Source organism: Methylobacterium sp. XJLW (assembly GCF_003254375.1).
Taxonomy (GTDB): domain Bacteria; phylum Pseudomonadota; class Alphaproteobacteria; order Rhizobiales; family Beijerinckiaceae; genus Methylobacterium; species Methylobacterium fujisawaense.
This window is the reverse complement of the sequence record NZ_CP016429.1, coordinates 5,709,150-5,726,458: the sequence shown is the minus strand read 5'-3', so window position 1 is coordinate 5,726,458 and position 17,309 is coordinate 5,709,150. Positions and strand designations below refer to the sequence as shown.

General features: G+C 71.1%; 8 protein-coding genes. 3 read left to right on the top strand and 5 right to left on the bottom strand.

Annotated features, from left to right (window positions below; translation table 11 throughout):
- Window positions 1–43: 43 nt before the first annotated feature.
- The 3 genes from A3862_RS26360 to A3862_RS26350 form a co-directional block, all read right to left on the bottom strand.
- Window positions 44–904, bottom strand: coding sequence for a formyltransferase family protein (locus A3862_RS26360; protein WP_043756053.1), 861 nt, complete (start codon window positions 902–904; stop codon window positions 44–46).
- Window positions 904–1,671, bottom strand: coding sequence for an SDR family NAD(P)-dependent oxidoreductase (locus tag A3862_RS26355; protein ID WP_043348866.1), 768 nt, complete (start codon window positions 1,669–1,671; stop codon window positions 904–906). The genes A3862_RS26360 and A3862_RS26355 overlap by 1 nt, the downstream gene beginning before the upstream one ends.
- Window positions 1,672–1,780: 109 nt before the next feature.
- Entirely contained in the window at window positions 1,781–3,088 is a 1,308-nt protein-coding gene (locus A3862_RS26350; RefSeq protein WP_043348864.1) for a capsule biosynthesis protein, read from the bottom strand.
- A gap of 335 nt (window positions 3,089–3,423) precedes the next feature.
- On the opposite strand from A3862_RS26350, the gene A3862_RS26345 reads away from it, so the two are divergent.
- The 3 genes from A3862_RS26345 (at window position 3,424) to A3862_RS26335 (ending at window position 8,013) form a co-directional block, all read left to right on the top strand.
- Complete coding sequence (locus tag A3862_RS26345; protein ID WP_236961545.1) at window positions 3,424–4,986, top strand: capsular polysaccharide export protein, LipB/KpsS family; 1,563 nt, start codon at window positions 3,424–3,426, stop codon at window positions 4,984–4,986.
- A gap of 158 nt (window positions 4,987–5,144) precedes the next feature.
- Window positions 5,145–6,635, top strand: coding sequence for an LTA synthase family protein (locus A3862_RS26340; RefSeq protein WP_043756062.1), 1,491 nt, complete (start codon window positions 5,145–5,147; stop codon window positions 6,633–6,635).
- A 193-nt stretch (window positions 6,636–6,828) separates the two neighbouring features.
- Entirely contained in the window at window positions 6,829–8,013 is a 1,185-nt protein-coding gene (locus A3862_RS26335) for a polysaccharide biosynthesis/export family protein (protein WP_111474110.1), read from the top strand.
- A 189-nt stretch (window positions 8,014–8,202) separates the two neighbouring features.
- Here A3862_RS26335 and A3862_RS26330 read toward each other — a convergent pair whose 3' ends face one another.
- Window positions 8,203–9,570, bottom strand: a complete 1,368-nt coding sequence (locus A3862_RS26330) for an aminotransferase class I/II-fold pyridoxal phosphate-dependent enzyme (protein ID WP_043351049.1) — start codon at window positions 9,568–9,570, stop codon at window positions 8,203–8,205.
- A complete protein-coding gene (locus A3862_RS26325; RefSeq protein WP_170861887.1) occupies window positions 9,567–17,009 on the bottom strand; it encodes a type I polyketide synthase in 7,443 nt (2,480 codons plus the stop codon). Before A3862_RS26325 ends, A3862_RS26330 begins: the two co-directional genes overlap by 4 nt.
- Window positions 17,010–17,309 lie beyond the last annotated feature (300 nt).

Sequence of the window (17,309 nt, the reverse complement as noted above, 5' to 3'; positions counted from 1 at the left end):
CGAGGATCTGACCGAAACCTTGTCGAACAGCCTTAACCTGCGGTTAAGACGCCCGGGCGGAGAGGCTCAGCGCCTCGCGGAGATCCTGCCCATCCGTCAGACGCAGCCCGCGGCGGCGCAGGGAGGCCAGCATCGCGCGGTCCGGGAATGGGCAGTAGGGCAGCACCGGCACAGTCTGCCCCTCGGGCAGGCTACCGGTCCGGTCGATCGTGTCGAGCAGCCCGTCCAGCATGCCGCGCCCGTGGGCATGCAGCGCCACGGCGGCCCGGGTGGCGGTGGTGCCGGCAGGCAGCGGTACGGCTTCCTGGGCGAGGATCGCCCCGGTATCGATCGCGGCCGCCAGCCGGTGCAGGGTCATGCCGAAGCTGCCGGGGCCCTCGGCGAGGGCGTGGATCGTCGGCACCGGACCGCGGTGGCGCGGCAGCAGGCCGGGATGTCCGTTGATGCCGCCGAGCCGCGCCAGCCCGATCGTCTCGGGCTTGAGGATCTGGTCGAAATGGTAGGTGAGGATCAGGTCCGGCGCCGTGTCCCGCAGGGTCCGCGCGACGTCGGGACCGTTGACGTCGTCGACCGTCACGGTCGGGATGCCCATGCGGCGGCACAAGGTCTTGAGCGGTGTCGCCTCCGGCGCATCGCCGCTTCCGGACGCCGCCTGGGTCAGGGGCGCCAGGGGGCGCAGCAGGTCCGGCAGGCCGAAATTGACCGCCAGATACGGCAGGATCCCAGTGCCCGAGCGCGCGAGGTGTCGCCGGATCTGGCCGGTGAGGCCGCCGCTCGAGGGCCGCTCGGCATTGGAGAGGCCCACGAACGCGATGTCGGCCCGGTAATCGGCGACGAGCCGGCGCACCACGCGGGCGTTCGGCAGCGCCTCCAGGACGAACAGCGCGATCCGGGGCCGCGCCATCAGCGCCGCTTCCGGCGCTGGAATCGGAAGGCGTAGAGGCCGGCCTTGCGGACGTTCTCCGGCAGGAGCAGCACGGTGCGGGCGAGCGCCGTGAGGATGAAGGGGAAGGCGATCACGTCGCGGTTGGCCGCGATGCCCTTGGCGATGCGCACGGCGGCCGCCTCGGCACTGATCTCGAGGGGGCGCCAGCCCTTCAGTTCGCCGCCCATCGGCGTCTTCACGTAGCCGGGCGTGACGACGTTGACCTTCACGCCCCGGGGCGCGACCTTCTGGCGCAGGGCGAGGCCGTGGGCGACGAGCGCCGCCTTGGCGCCGCTATAGGCCGGCGCGTCCTGAAGCGGCGCGTAGGCCGCCAGCGACGACAGCAGCACGATCTGACCGCGCCCGCGCTCCAGCATCCGCGTCAAAGCGGGCAGCATCACGTTGAGCGAGCCGGTGTAGTTGATGTCCGCGGTCTCGAAGGCGACGTCCTCGGCCTCCACCTGCCCCTCTTGATTGCCGCCGTTCACCGCCGCATTGGCGATGACGAGGTCGAGGGGCGCCTCCGTGTCCGACTGCCGCACGAGCGCCACCGTGGCGGCCCGGTCGCGGGTGTCGAGGCGGGCGGTCTCGGCGGTGGCGCCGCTGGCACGGCAGTCGCGGGCGACCGCCTCCAGGCGTTCGGCGTTGCGTCCGACGAGGACGAGGCTCACGCCGGGTTGCGCGTAGTGGCGCGCCAGCGCGGCGCCGATGCCGCTCGACGCGCCGGTGATCAGAATGCGGGGCATGGGGCGGGTTACGCCGCCGCGCATGGAAAGATCAAGGTCGCGAAAGACTCACCGGCGGCGAAAGCCGCATCAAAGGCCGCCGAATGACGACGGGTCGGCGGCCGGCCGGTCAGTAGACCGGCGCGAGTTCGCCGTCCCGCTCGGCCGCCTCGACGACCGCCCGCGCCGCCGCCAGCATCGAATCGGGCAGGGCCGATTCCATCCGCGGAACCGAGCCGGCCACGGCCCGGTCGATCGCTTCCTTGGAAAAGAAGCCGCCATTGACCTGGGTCCGGTGCAGGACGACGCGGCGGAAATCCGCCATCAGGTCCATTTCCGGCGGCGTCGGGCTCTTCCAGAAGCTGTCGAGATCGCCCTGATGGGTCAGGCCGGCCATGTTGTAGATCGCGGTGCCGACCGCGTGGGTCGGACAGCCCATCTCTAGGGACAGCATCCCCACCGTCGAATTGACGATGACCACGCCGCGGGCGCTCTTGATCAGGGCCGGGAGGTCGCCGCCGTCGATGAAGTCCAGCCGATCGCTGACGCCGTGGCGGCGGGCCGAAGCGCGGGCGAACTTGCGCCAGTTGATCAGGCCGCTGTCGAGCGGGTGCAGCTTCACCAGGAGCCGGGTCGGCGCCGAGGAGCCGTCCGCGAAAGACTTGATCACCCGGTCCATGAAGCCCTCGACGCCGAGGAACGGCGAGTGGACCCGGATCTGGTAGTCGCTGTCGAGCTGGAGCGGCAGCAGGAAGTAGTCGCAGCCGACCGCGCGGTAAATCTCGTCGCAGCGCGCCGCCTCGCGGCGGGTATGGGCGCGGCGGGCGAACTTCTTGACCCAGCCGGCATACTCGGCGGCGATATGGGTCGGCCGATGGCTGCGGAAATGCGGGAAGAGGTAGGGGAACAGGACGTTGGCGAGGTTGTAACCGACGTCCCAGACGCTGCGACGGGCCATGTCGCCGGTCGAGGGCATCGCCCGGCCGGGCTGCGGCAGGCGCCGCGCCAGAGCCCGGATCTCGGCGGCCGTCCGGGGGAGGGACGAGAAGCCGTTCACGCCGCCGAGTTCGCAGGTGATCCAGTTCGGCCGGATATAGCCTTCCTCGAACACATGCACCCGCAGGCCGCGATACTCGGCGATCATGCGGGCGGCCTTGTGGAACGGCCGGCAATCGCCGAACAGAACGATGTCGGTCACGGTTTCGCGGTCGAGATAGGCCTCGAGATACTCGCCCCAGGCCTCGCGGCGACCCCGGTAATTGTCGGCGTCGCCGCTCCAGAACAGCCAGTCGCCGGGGCAGAGATTGATGCGCCGGACAGTGTGTCCCCGTGCGCGCAGCGCCTTTCCGAGATCGGAGAAGAACGGCGTCGCGATGCCCTGCAGGAAGAGGAAAGTCGCGGGGCGGTCGCGAGGGACGTCGAGGGCGGGCTGTTGCATTCCGCGGCGCTTCTGTCCTTGACCCAGGGCCGGATGAACCGAACCGACGAGAGACTCTTGAGGTGGCACGGCGCCCGGCGGGCCCGCAATCCGAAGCCATGCCGCGGCATGGCATTTCCGCGCCTGCGTGGCCCGTCTGCAACGGTCGCACGCCTGCGGCTCAGCCTTCGGATTAGGCGGGCAATCGCGGCGACGATATGTCCAAATCCTTTCCAGGACGTGGCGACGGCGACGCGCGCTCAGGTTGTCCCCGCGTTGCACCACATCCCAGGCCGACGAAAATGCGCTACAGGCGGGCCCAGCACCTCACCCGACCGGAGCCGGACGCACCGACCATGCCCCCTGACCCGACCTCGTCGCTCTATGCGACCGGCCGCACGATCCGCCGCCTGCGGGCGGAAATCGAGGCCGCGACGGGCCTCGCCTTCGGGGCGGCGCGTCCGGGCGCGATCGGCGCGGTCTGGGGCGCGGGAAGCTTGGCCGCGCGGATTCTGGCGCTGACGGGCCGGCGCCGCCTCGTGGTCGCCCCCGGGCCGCTCCTGAGCCCGTACGACTCGCCGGAGACCGGCTTCGCATCCCTGCGGATCAGCCTCGACGGGGCGCCGGTCGGCGGGGAGGGGGGCGTCCACTACTTCGACCCCTGGACCCGGCTGCCGATCGACCGCGCGACTTGCGCCGAGCGGGTGGCATGGCTCGCCGCGAGCTTCGCCGAGAACGACCGGCGGGTGGTCTATGTCGGGATGTCCCGCTGGAAGCGGCCCGCCTTGGACGTCCTCGGCGCCGGGCCCGCCGGCCGGCCGATCCACACCATGACCACCGAGGCCGCGATCGCGGCGGGGCGGCGCCATGACGGCCGCCTCCTCGCCTGGGCGACGCGGGCCCCGGGCCAGCTCGAGGAGGCCTGCGCGCGGGCCGGCCTGCCCCTCGCCCGGGTGGAGGACGGGTTCCTGCGCTCGGTGGGCCTCGGCGCCAGCCTTCAGCCCGGCGCCTCCGTGGTGGTGGACGACCTCGGCATCTACTACGACCCGCGCCGGGAGAGCCGCCTGCAGCGCCTGCTGGCCGAGGCCGACTTCACCCCGGACCTCGTCGCCCGGGCGCGGCGCCTGCGCGAGGAGGTCGTGGCGCGCCGGCTCAGCAAGTACAATGTCGGCCTCGACTCCGCGGCCCTCGACTGGCCCGCCGGACGGCGGATCGTGCTGGTGCCGGGGCAGGTGGAAGACGACGCCTCGGTGCGTCACGGTTCGCCGCTGGTCCGCTCGAACCGGGCCTTGCTGGAGGCGGCGCGGCGGCGGAATCCGGACGCGTTCCTGCTCTACAAGCCGCATCCCGACGTGGAGGCCGGGTTCCGTCCCGGCATCATCCCGGAGGCGGAGGCCCTGACCCTGGCCGACCGGATCGTCGCGGGCATCAGCATCGTCGACCTCCTCGACCGAGTGCATCACGTCGAGACCATGACGTCATTGGCCGGATTCGAGGCCCTGATCCGCGGACTCAGCGTGGCGACGCATGGCCGGCCGTTCTACTCGGGCTGGGGCCTGTCGGAGGATCTCGCGCCGGGCGCCGATCGCGGCCGCCGGCTGAGCCTCGACGAGTTGGTGGCGGGCGCCATGATCCTCTATTCGCGCTACCTCGACCCCGTGGCGATGAAGCCGTGCAGCCCGGAGCAGCTCCTCGACCGCTTGAGCGCGGCCCGGGCGGCGGCGCCGCGCAACGCCCTCTCCCTCGGCCGGACGGCCCATTTGGTGATGCGCGCGCGCTACGGCCTCCTCAATCCGGTGGTCCGGGCCCTGCGCCTCCGGCGCGGCGTCGGCCGCGAGGCCGGAGGCGGCCCGCGCTTGACCGGGGCCGTCGCGCGGAATCCGGTTTCACGAGACTCTGATGTGACACCAAAGCGATAGCGCGCGCTGCTAGAGTCAGACCTCAGCAGCCCGCCCCGGGGCCGGTCCCGATCATTCCGGATCAGGAGCGGCTCGCAACTCCTTGCTCCCGCGCGCTGTTTCCCGCCGGACCGGATTCCGGCGGAGAGCAGGCCCGCCCCACGCCGAGTGTCCGAGTCTTGACGACGTTCCTCATCGCCACCGGTCTCGCGCTCGCCGTCTGCCTCGCCCTGGAGGTTTTGGCGGGCGACTCGCTCAGCCGGGCGAGCCTCGCGCCGCGGGATCTCGGCCTGCGGCTGCTCGGCTACCTGCTGATCCTGCTGTTCTGGTTCGCATTCTCCTGGCGCCCCTGGCTCGCCGGGCTGACCTGCGTGATCACGGTGGCGATCCTCATCGTCGTCAGCCGCGCCAAGCGCTCGGTCATCGGCGAGCCGCTGCTGTTCAGCGATTTCGCCCTGCTGCCCCAGGTGCCGCGGCATCCGCAGCTCTACTACATCCCGCCCCTGTGGGATCCGCGCATCGCGGGTCCGGTCCTGCTCACCCTGGCGGTGACCGTGTTGTGGTACCGGACCGAGCCGAGCGTGCTGCCCGCCGCCACGCTGCCGCGCATCCTGGCCCTGCTCGGCCTGCCGCTCGCGCTCTGGCTGCTGGTCAAGGCCGCGCCGCGCCCGCCGCTCGCAGGGCTGATCGCCCGCTGGTTCCCCCAGCCCGACCTGGAGGCGGACGTGACCCGGGTCGGCCTGCCGGCGAGCCTTCTGGGCTACACCGCCCGGGCGATGGCGGGCGGCGAGCCCGTGCCCGAGGCGCCGGCGCTGCCGCACGGGCCGGGCGACGACGTCGTGGTGGTGATCCAGCTGGAATCCTTCGTCGATCCGGAGCGGCTGGGCGGCGCGAAGCTGCCGGTAATGGACCTGTTCCGCACCCGGGCCGCGCAGTACGGGCGCCTTCGGGTCCCGGCGCACGGTGCCTACACGATGCGCAGCGAGCACGCGGTGCTCACCGGCCGGCCCTCCGACAGCCTCGGCTTCGGCCGGTACGACCCCTACACGTCCCGGGGCGGGGACGAGCCGACGAGCCTCGCCAGGCTCGCCCGCGGACGGGGCTACGGCACGTTGTTCCTGCACCCGTTCCACAGGGACTTCTTCCGCCGGGCACGGGTGATGGAGGCCTTCGGCTTCGCCGACCTCGTGATGGGCGAAGCCTTCACGGACACGCCGCGAGTCGGCCCCTATGTCGGAGACATCGCCCTCGGCGATCGCCTCCTCGCGGAGGTCCGGGCCCGGCAGACGCCGCTGTTCCTGTTCTGCGTGACCATGGAGAACCACGGCCCCTGGAAGCCGGGGCGGCTGCCGGGCATTGACGACCCGCAGGCCCAGTATCTCCACCACGTCGCCAATACCGGACAGATGGTGGAGGACATCGTGGCGGGCCTCGACGTCATCGCCCGCGAGCGCCACCAGACCATCACGCTCTGCGTGTTTGGTGACCACGCACCGTCGCTGCCGAGTTGCAAGCCGGGCTTTGGAGGCCGGACCACCGACTACGCCCTGTTCCGCTTCGGCCAACCGCAGGGCGCTCCGGCTCAGGTCGACATCGCCGCCGACGAGCTCGGGCGGGCGCTGCGGGGGATTCTCGCGAGCGCACCGGCGGACATGGCTGCCGGGACATGATAAGGTTAAGCTTGCGCGCCATAAGCGTGGCTGTGCCACGCTGGTGACGCATTGCCCACGGATAGCGCGACCGTCCGCGAGGCGGCCGCCGGTTCGGCGCGGCCGTTAAAGCGATCGCAGCGTTTGGCGGTCAAACTGGATGTCCCGGCCCGGGCCAGCGATGGCGCGGGGTCGGCGAGGAGAAGTCTCTGTGATGCTGCGTAAGACGGCGCGCACCGCCCTGATGGCCGCTCTGGCGGCGGGATCTGCAGGGGGTTGCACCTACCTGCCTGCGGCGGGTCCGACGGCGAGCGCGATCCAGGCGGGGGCGGAGGTGGCCACCGCCGACGGCGGCCTGATCGCCCGCTACGAGATCATCGACGTCACGCCCTCGGTGGTCGAGGCCCTGCGCGGCCGGCCGCTGGACAGCCTGCTCGCCTCCTTCGGCGACCACCGCCCCTCCTCGGAGCCGGTGATCGGCGTCGGCGACATGGTCTCGGTCTCGATCTGGGAAGCCGGGTCGGGCGGCCTGTTCTCCGGGCCGCTGGTGGCCGACCGCTTCTCGGCGGGCTCCAAGTCCGCCCTCATCCCCGAGCAGCCCGTCGGGCGCGACGGCGCCATCTCGGTGCCCTATGCCGGCCGCATCAAGGTCGCCGGCCGCCGCACCCAGGACGTCCAGGCGCTCATCGAGAACGAACTCGCCGGCAAGGCCATCCAGCCGCAGGTGCTGGTCTCGGTCACCCGGCCGATCAGCCAGGCGGTGACCGTCACCGGCGAGGGCGCCGCCGGCGCCCGCCTGCCGCTCTCGGGCCACGGCGACCGCATCCTCGACGTCATCGCCGCCGCCGGCGGCAACCGCGCGCCGGTCAACGAGACCTTCGTGCGGCTCTCGCGCGGCCCGGTGACCGCGACCGTGCCGCTGACCACGGTGGTGTCGAACCCCAAGGAGAACATCTACCTGCGGCCCAACGACGTGCTCACCCTGGTGCGCGACCCGCAGACCTTCATCGCGGTGGGCGCGCTGGGCAACAGCACCGAGCTGCCGTTCCAGGCCGACGGCATCACCCTGGCCCAGGCGCTGGCCAAGGCGCGCGGCCTGTCGGACTTCGCCGCCGACCCGGCCGGGACGTTCATCTTCCGGTTCGAGCCGGCCAGCGTCGTGCGGCGCCTCAGCCCCAGCTCGCGGCTGCTCGGCACGCCGCTGGTGCCGGTGGTCTACCGGATCGACATGCGCGATCCCAACAGCCTGTTCGTCTCCCAGGCGTTCCGCATGCGCAACCGCGATCTGATCTACGTGTCGAACGCGCCGTTCACCGAGGTCCAGAAGGTGCTCACCGCCTTCAGCGGCGTCACCGGACCAGTCTCCTCCGCCGCCTTGGCCTACTCCTACGCCAAGTAGGGAGCGGCCCGCATACGGGACGATCGGGATCGCGGCGCCGCCTGTGCGCGCGATCCTGGATCCCGGCCCTTCCTTATCGAGCCTGCAGACACCCTGGATTCAAAGCGAAACGGGGCGCGGATGACATCCGCGCCCCGTTTCCCGTCATAACGCTCAACGTGGATCCGGGGCCCACGGCCCCGGACGGGCTCAGACCCGCTTGGCCAGCAGCTGCTCGATCAGCGAGCCGCCCTTGTCTATGGCCGCCAGTTCCTCGGCCACCGCGTTCACGGTGTCGCGGATCTGGTCGGGGGTGTGCTCGGAGGTCAGGAAGAAACGCAGGCGCGAGGCCCGCTCCGGCACCGCCGGGTGGATGATCGGCTGGACGTTGATGCCCCGGCGGAACAGCCGGTCCGACAGGGTGACGGCTTTCAGCGAGTCACCGACGATGATCGGCACGACCGCGAGGCCCAGGCTGAAGCCGGTGTCGAGGCCCAGCTTCTTGGCGGTCGCCAGGAACAGGGTGCCGTTCTGACGCAGGCGCTCGACCCGCTCCGGCTCGGCATGCATCACCGCGAGGGCCACCTCGGCAGCGGCGGCGAGCGGCGGCGACATGCCGACGCTGTACACGAATCCGCCCGCCGTGTGCTTGAGGTACTCGATCAGGGCAATCGGCCCGCAGATGTAGCCGCCGCAGGTGGACAGGGTCTTCGACAGCGTGCCCATCCAGATGTCGACCTCCTTCGGGTCGACACCACAATGTTCGAACAGGCCCGCGCCGGTGCGGCCGGTGACGCCGAGACCATGGGCCTCGTCGACCATCAGCCAGGCGTCGTAGCGCTTCTTGAGGGCCACGAGCCCGGCGAGGTCCGGCGCATCGCCGTCCATGCTGTAGAGTCCCTCGACCACGATCAGCGCCCGGCGGTGCTCGTGGCGGGTCGACTGGAGCAGGGTCTCCAGGGCGTCGAGGTCGTTATGCGCGAAGGAGCGCCGCTGCGCCCCCGAGAGTTGCGCGCCCGTGACGATGCTGTTGTGGGAGAGGGCGTCGTGGAAGATGACGTCGCCGGATTCCAGCAGGGCGCCGATCGTCGTGACGTTGGTGGCGTGCCCGCTCACCATCACGACGCAGCCCTCGGACTGATAGTGCTTGGCCAAAGCCTGTTCGAGGCTGATATGGCCCGGCCGCTCCCCCGCCACGACACGGCTCGCCGACGAGGAGGTGCCGTAGGCATCGATCGCCTCGCGGGCGGCGTTGCTCACCCGCGGATGGCCGTTCAGGCCGAGATAGTCATACGACGAGAAGTTGGTGAAGGCCTTCTGGTCGATCCGGGTGGTTGCTCCGGCCTTGGCGTCGTGGACGCGGAAGAACGGGTTGCCCAGGCCGATCAACTCCGCCGCCTGACGCTGAAGCTTCAGCTCCCGGTAGCCCGGCAGGTTCTCAAAGTTCTGCGCCGCCGACTTCCCGGCCGGCGAGGCCGCTTTGACGGGGGCCGGGCGCGGCGTGGCGCGCCCGAGCCGGTTGGTCACGAAGCCGGCGAGCGCCGCCCGCCCGCCGTCCGGCCGTGCCGTGTCGGTCATGAGTTGGTCTCTTTGATCCCGCTGGACGTCTGCTCGATGAGTTCCTTGAGAGGCGCGATCATCTGCGCATCCACCTCACCGCCGACATGCTTCGCCACGAGGCTCATCGCGACGCCGGCGGTCTCATCCATGGGCGCGGAAACCGCCTGAATTAAGGACTCCGACAGTTCGGTGACGGTCATGCCCGAGGACAGGCCCGCGGGCGGCGCGTCGAGGGCGAAGCGCTCCTGCAGGCTGGCGCCGAGTTCGACGCCCATCAGCGAGTCGAGGCCGATCTCCGAAAGCTGGCGGACGCGGCTGATGTCGTCCTTCGGCAGGCGCAGGATCCGGGCGATGTCCTCGACGATCGCATCCGACACGGTCTTGCGGACCGCGTCGAGGTCGCCCCCCTTGAGGAGCGCCCCGATGTTGATCGCCTGGACGCCGCCGGCCTCGACCTGCTGGTCCGACCCGAGTTCCGCGTAGCTCGGCGAGCGCATGGTGGCGAGCCGCTCGCGCGCCTTGCCCCAATGCATCGCCGCGATGGCGATCACCGCCTCGTCGGGGGACGTCCCCTGGCATTCCAGCGCCTCGGCCATCAGGTCGAGGCAGCGGCGGGCCTCCATCGGCGTGACGCCGACGCGACCGGCCAGACCTTCCATGACCGCCCTGTTGCGGGCGAGCATGCCGACATCACCGATGGCCCCCCAGGCCACCGCCAGGGCGGGCAGACCGCGGCGGCGGCGCTGGCGCGCCAAGCCCTCCATGAAGCCGTTGGCGGCCACGTAGGAGCCCTGACCGGGATTGCCGATGAAGGTCGTCGCCGAGGAGAACAGGACGAAGTAGTCGAGGCTCCGGTCACGGGTCGCGGCGTCCAGGTGCTGGGCGCCGATCACCTTCGGGCCGATCACCGCGTCGAGCGCAGCCGCGTCGATGTTGGAGATCAGGCCGTCCTGGAGCACCGCCGCGGCGTGGAGCACGCCCGCGAGCTTCTTGCCCTTCTGCTCGATCTCGGCGAGCAGACGGTCCACCGAGGCGCGGCTGGTGATGTCGACGGCCTTCGCCTCGACGGTCACACCCTGGGCCGACAGCTCGGCGACGATCGCCTTGGCCTCATCGGTGGCCGCCCCCTTGCGGCCGGCCAGCACGAGGTGCTTGGCACCCCGGTCGATCAGCCACCGCGCCGCCTCGAGGCCGAAGCCGCCGAGGCCGCCGGTCAGCAGGTGGACGCCCGTCTCCGAGACCGTGAACGGCTTCGCCGTGTCCTTCATGATCGTGCCGGCCTTGGGCGGGCTGATCACGATCTTCCCGATGTGACCCGACTGCTGCATCAGCCGGAACGCGTCCGAGGTCTCGGCCGCCGTGAAGGGCTGGTAGGGCAGGGGCTTCAGGCCGCCGTCGTTGAACAGCGCCATCACCTCGCGGAACATCCGCGCGCCGTCATCGCCCTGGTGCTGGATCACCTGATCGAGGTCGACGCCGAAGTAGCTGAGGTTCCGCCGGAACGGGCGCAGGCCGATATGGGTGTTGGCGACGTAGTCGCGCTTGCCCAGCTCGACGAAGCGGCCGAAGGGCCGTAGCGCGTTGAGCGAACGCTCCATCGCCTCGCCGAACAGGCTGTTCAGCACGATGTCGACGCCGTCGCCGGTGATCGCCCGGACCTCGTCCACGAAGGCGAGCGAGCGGGAATCGAGCACGTGCTCGGCGCCCAGCGCCTTCACGAGGGCCCGCTTCTCGCGGGAGCCGGCGGTGGCGATGACCCGCGCACCCTTCAGCTTGGCGATCTGCAGGGCCGCGAGGCCGACGCCACCCGCGCCGCCATGGACCAGCACCCACTCGCCGCGCCGCATCCGGGCGCAGGAAACGAGGCCGTAATAGGCGGTGAGGAAGGCCACCGGCACGGTGGCGGCCGCCATCGGGTCGAGGCCCTGCGGCATCGGCGCGACGACGAGGTCGGGCACCACGATATGCGTGGCGAAGCCCGACTGGGCGAAGGCGACGACCGGATCGCCGACCTTGAAGCCCTTCACGCCCGGGCCGACGGCCGTGACGCGGCCGGCGCATTCGAGGCCGAGGCGCGGGCCGGCGAAGCCGTCCTCAAGGATCTCCTCGGGGAGCATCGAGAGCGCCCAGAGCACGTCGCGGAAGTTGAGGCCGGTGGCCTCGACCGCGATCTCCATCTCGCCCTTGCCGGGGGCGCGGCGCTCGGCCGGACCCCAGACCATCTCGCTGAGGCCGCCGGTGTTGCTGCGCTCGAGCCGCGCGGCCTCGGCCGGGACGGTATCGGCCGGATCCCGGTGCTGCGGCCGGCCGGCATGGAAGCGCACGACCTGGGTCCGCTCATCGTCCAGCACGATCTCGGTCTCCGGCGTGCCGGAGAGGATCAGGTCGCGCAGACGCTCCGAGGCGCGCTTCGACGACATCTCGGGGGAGAGGTCGATGCGGCGGACGTCGAGGTTCGGGGCCTCGTTGGCGAGGGTGCGGGAGAAGGCCCACACGCCGGCCTCGATGTTGGTGGTCTGGCCGCCGCGGTCGCGGGTGGCCCCCGGCGCCACGACCCACAGCCGGGTCTGGCGGGCGCCGAGATGCTCCGTGCAGCGCTTCAGGCTGAGGCAGCGGTCGCGCAGCCGCTCGGCCGCCTCGCCGCCGCGGGTGAAGGCGCCGGCCAGGAACACCACCGTGTCGGGGGTCTCCTTCTCCAGCTCCATCAGGGAGGTCTCAGAGTCGAGGATGATCGAGACATGCACGCCGCCCGCGACCAGCAGCGTCGCCAGGGAGGAGGCGGTCTCGGCCGCGAACTCGTCGTCGGAGCCGATGATGAAGGCGAAGCTCTGTGCCGGAGCCGGGCCCGGACGCACCGGCGCCTCGGCCGTCAGCAGGAGGTCATCGCCGTTGGCGGAGGCCGCCCGCTCGACCTCCACCTTGACGAGGCCGTGGGCGCTCAGCGTGCGCTGCCAGCCCTCGATGTCCTCGAGCCGGCCCACAGGCATGCCGCCCACGGCCTCCTCGAACCAGCCGGCCGTGAGACCGAACACGAGGTCGCGGAACAGGGACGCTCCCGGCTCGACCGCCACCAGCAGGCCGCCGGTGGCGAGCGCCCCGGCGAGCTGGCCCGGAAGGGACCGGTCGCCCCGGTGGAGGCTGCCGGCCGCCAGGATCAGGTCGAAGCTGCCGGGAGCGAGCTCCTCGGCGGTCTCGACCACGGCGGCGGCGCGTCCCAGGGACAGACGGGCGCGCTCGGCGAGCCGGCGATCGGTCTCGAAGACGGTGAGCCGGGCCTCGGCGGCGGCCGCGAAGGTCGCGGTTTGCGCCGAGAGCGGGCCGAAGCCGACCTGGAGGACCCGCAGCGCCCGCTCCTTCGGGAGCTGGGCTCGGCTCCGCTCGATCAGGCTGGCGACCACGTCGGCGCCGTGGCGCGCGGTGGCCGAGCGCAGCACGAAGGCGTCGATCGCCCCCTGCGGCAGGGCGGGCGCGTCGGTCAGCTTCCCGGCGAGCAGCCGGTCGACCAGGGCGCCGACATCGGCGATCAGCACCAGTTCGGCCGAGAGATCCGGATGATCACCGGCGATCCAGCGCATGATCTCGTCGGGCGCCGGCAACGCGGAGCCGTCGCCCAGCGTCCAGTTCTGGCCGGCACGCTCGGCGAGGCCGCTGCTTTCCAGGGCGTAGAGGGCGTTCAGCAGCCAGGGGCGCAAGGCCTCGGGCACGCGGCTGTCGGTGACAGAGACGGTCGCACCCTGGGCCAGACCGGAGGCGAGGCGGTAGGCGAGCGAGGTCGCCCAGCCTTCCAGCAGGAGGTGCCCCGGAGACAGGGCGGCGTCGGCCGGCCCCTTCGCCTCGGCGGCCAGCGGGCGCAGCCGCGCGGCCACGCTCGGACGGCGTTCCATTGGGATCGCGGTCGGCTCGGTGGCGAGTTCCGGCACCTGCGAGATCGCGAAGGCCGCGAGGTCACCGCCGCTCTTGGCCCGCAGGGCCTGGAATCGGCCCTCGCGGATCGTGGCGACCACCGCCCCCTCGGCATCGAGGAGGGTGAAGTCCGCCAGGATCGAACGCTCGTTGCAGCGGCGTGTCCGGATGATCGAACGGGCGATCACCGCGCCGGGGCGCAGGAGGCGCACCTCTCCGAAGCGTACCGGGATGTAGGCCTTGCCGCCATTCTCGCCGAGAAGATCGGCGAAGAGCAGGATCAACCCGTGAAAACAGGCATCGAGCCGGTTCGGCACCAGGGCGTAGCGGCTGTCGGGCTCGGCCGGCAGCAGATCGGACACGATGGTGGCGTCGTCCAGCCGGGCGCTCATCGCCACCTGCTGGAAGCTCGGGCCGAAGGCCAGACCCGAGGCGAGGGCCTTGGCGTAGAGCGCGTCGCCGGTGAGCACGTGCTCGCCGGCGGTCTCGAAGCTGAAGCCGTTCAGGTCGGGGGCTTTCGGCGACGAGAAGGTGCCCTCGACGATCTTCGCCTGGGCGTGGAGCTGCCAGGGCGTCTGCGTCAGGCGCGGACGGCTCAGCACCTGGATGCCGTTGCCGGAGCCCGAGAGGCGCACCGCGACCTCGCGCAGGGCCTCCTCGGCGAACACCATCGGCGCCACGATCTCGAAATCAGCCAGCACGACCTCGTCGTCGCGCAGGGCCTCGCGGACGCAGGCCAGCGCCATCTCGACGAAGCCGGCGCCGGGCATGATCACCTGGCCGTCGACCTTGTGGTCCTCCAGCTCCGGCACGGTGACCGGATCGACGAAACCGTTCCATTCCAGTCCGTCGAAGGTCGTGCGCGACCCGATCAGCGGATGGTAGGGGCGGGGGCTCATCGCGCCGACGCCTTCGGTGGTGTCGGCGAGACGGAACGGCCGGCGCTGCCACGGATAGGTCGGCAGGCGGACATCGCCCTTGGGCGCGTCGCCGAACAGCAGGGTCTCGTCGACCTGCGCGCCCTGGACCAGCGCGGCGCTGACCGCCTTGGCGATCGGATCGCCACCGGAGGCCTTGCGGTGCATCACGCCGACCGTGGCGGTCTCGATGCCCAGCGGCTCGACCGCGTCGCCGACATGGGACATGAGGGTCGCGCGCGGGCCGACTTCGACGAAGACGCGGGCGCCGCGGCGGGTCGCGTCCTGCACGGCTTCACAGAAGCGCACCGGCTCGCGGATGTTGCGCCACCAGTAGCCGGCGCCGAAATGGCTGCCGTCCAGCACGCTGCCGGTGACGGTGGAGACCATCGCGGTGGTGCCGGCCTTGGCCTTCAGCCCGGCGAGATCGCGCAGGAGCGGCTTCTCGGTCGGGTCCATCAGCCGGCCATGGAAGGCGTAGGCGAGGTCGAGCTTGCGGCCGCGGCGGCGCTTGCGCGACAGCGCCTTGAGGGCGGCGTCGATATCGGCCACCGGCCCGGCGACCGTGACGGCCTTCGGGCTGTTGTAGGCGGCGATGTCGAGGGACGGGTAGTCCTTCAGGAAGGCCTCGACCTCCTCGGACGGCATCAGCAGCACCGCCATGGTGCCCTGGCCGTGCGTCGTCTCCTGATGGTGGCTGCGGTAGTAGATGACCCGGACCGCGTCCTCCAGGCTCAGGATGCCGGCGGCCTCGGCGGCCGCGATCTCGCCCACGCTGTGGCCGAGGACATAGGACGGGATCAGACCCTTGGCCTTGAGGGCGGCCGTGGAGGCGCTCTCGATGGCGAAGATCAGCGGCTGCGAGACGCTGGTGAGCACGAGGCGCTCGTCCAGGTCGTCGGCGTAGAGGGCGTCCTTGAGCGACCAGTCGGAGTAGCCCTGGAACAGGGTGTCGATCCGGTCGAAGGCGGCGCGGAAGGCGGGGTTCTCCTCGTAGGCCTCGCGGCCCATGCCGGCCCACTGGCTGCCGTTGCCCGAATAGACGAAGGCCACCTCGGCGACGCGGTCGACGGCGGTGCCGGTGAAGGCGTCCTGCGTGTCCTCGCCTTCGCCGACGGCGCGCAGGGCGGCAACCACGTCGGCCTTGCCGTCGAGGGCGATGGCGAGGCGGGCCGACATGCGCTCGCGGCGGTGGGCGACGGCGGCCGCGATGGTCGGAACCTGGGCGGGCTCGGCCTCCAGGCGCTCGGCGTAATCGAGGGCCAACTCGTTCAGTGCGGCCCGGCTCTGGGCCGAGAGCAGCAGCACCTGGGCTTCCGGCGCCGGGGCCGACTCGGCGGCCCTGGACCAGGCCGGGGCGTCGGTGATGACGACATGGGCGTTGGTGCCGCCGAACCCGAAGGAGTTCACGCCCGCGAAACGCTCGCGCGCGCCGCGGGTGATCGGCAGGGCCTTCCGCACCACGTGCAGGTTGAGGTCGTCGAAGGGGATCTCGGGATTCAGCTCAGCCGCATGCAGCGACGGCGGCACGAGGTCGTGCTCCAGCGCCAGCGTCGCCTTCATCAGGCCGGCAAGGCCCGAGACAGGCTCGGTGTGGCCGATATTGGTCTTGATCGAGCCGATCGGCAGCGGCGCCTGCCGGCCGCGGCCGAGCTTCGAGCCGATGGCCGAGGCCTCGATCGGATCGCCCACCGGCGTGCCGGTGCCGTGCGCCTCCATGAAGGCGAGGTCGTCGAGACCGATCTCGGCCTCGCGGTAGACCTTCTCCAAGAGGGCGCCCTGGGCGTAGCCCGAGGGCAGCGAGATGCCGGTGGTGCGCCCGTCGGAATTGATGCCCGAGGCCGCCACCACGGCGCGGACCGTGGCGCCGTTGCGCCGCGCGGCCTCGGCCGATTGCAGCACGAACACCACGCCGCCCTCCGAGCGCACGTAGCCGTCGGCGTTCTTCGAGAACGCCTGGCACAGGCCGGTGCGCGAGAGCATCTGCGCGGTGGAGAAGCAGATGAAGTTGAACGGGCTCGCCAGCACGTTGACGCCGGCGACGACCGCGGTGTCCACCCGGCCCGACCGGATCGCCTGCACGGCGTTGTCGAAGGCGACGAGGGAGGACGAGCAGGCCGTGTCGACCGTGAAGCTCGGGCCCTTCAGGTCGAAGATGTAGGAGATGCGGTTCGAGATGATCGAGAGCGTGTTGCCGGTGGCCGCATAGGCGTCGCCCGACGGCGCGTCGAGGATGCGCAGGTTGCCGTAATCGAGCGACGAGGCGCCGACGAACACGCCGATATTGCTGCCGGCCACGCTGGACGGGCGCAGGCCCGCATCCTCCAGAGCCTCCCAGGTCAGTTCCAGCAGCATCCGCTGCTGCGGATCCATCTGCTCCGCCTCGCGGGGCGAGATGCCGAACACCGCAGGGTCGAACGACCACACGTCGTCGATGACACCGGCGGCCCAGGTGTAGCTCTTGCCGCGCTCATGGGCGCGCGGGTGCGCGAACCGCTCCAGGGAGAACCGGTCGGCCGGCACCTTGCTGACGGCGCAGCGCCCCTCGGACAGGAGTGACCACAGCCCGTCGACGCTGGGGGCTCCGGGCAGTCGGCATGCGCGTCCGACAATCGCAATGTCTGTACGTTGTGTCACGTTCGGTTCGCACACGCTCGTTATCGGAAGTCGGCTCGGCTCTCGACGAGTGAGTACCCTCTCACCCCTTACTGTGGCACCATTGCGGTGTCCAACCAGCCCCAACGCGAGGTCATCCCTCTGCGGCGAAATTGCCAGAGGCTGTGACATGTATTCATCAGCGGCTTATCCAATCCCTGCGCCCAAAACGCCAAGATTGAACCGCTGGACCGCCTGTCGAGACGCGAACTCGACCACGAGAAAGCCACAGTTGCCCCTCGGGGGCGGCAGCCCGTCTAGCGGCATCGGGCCCGATTCCGG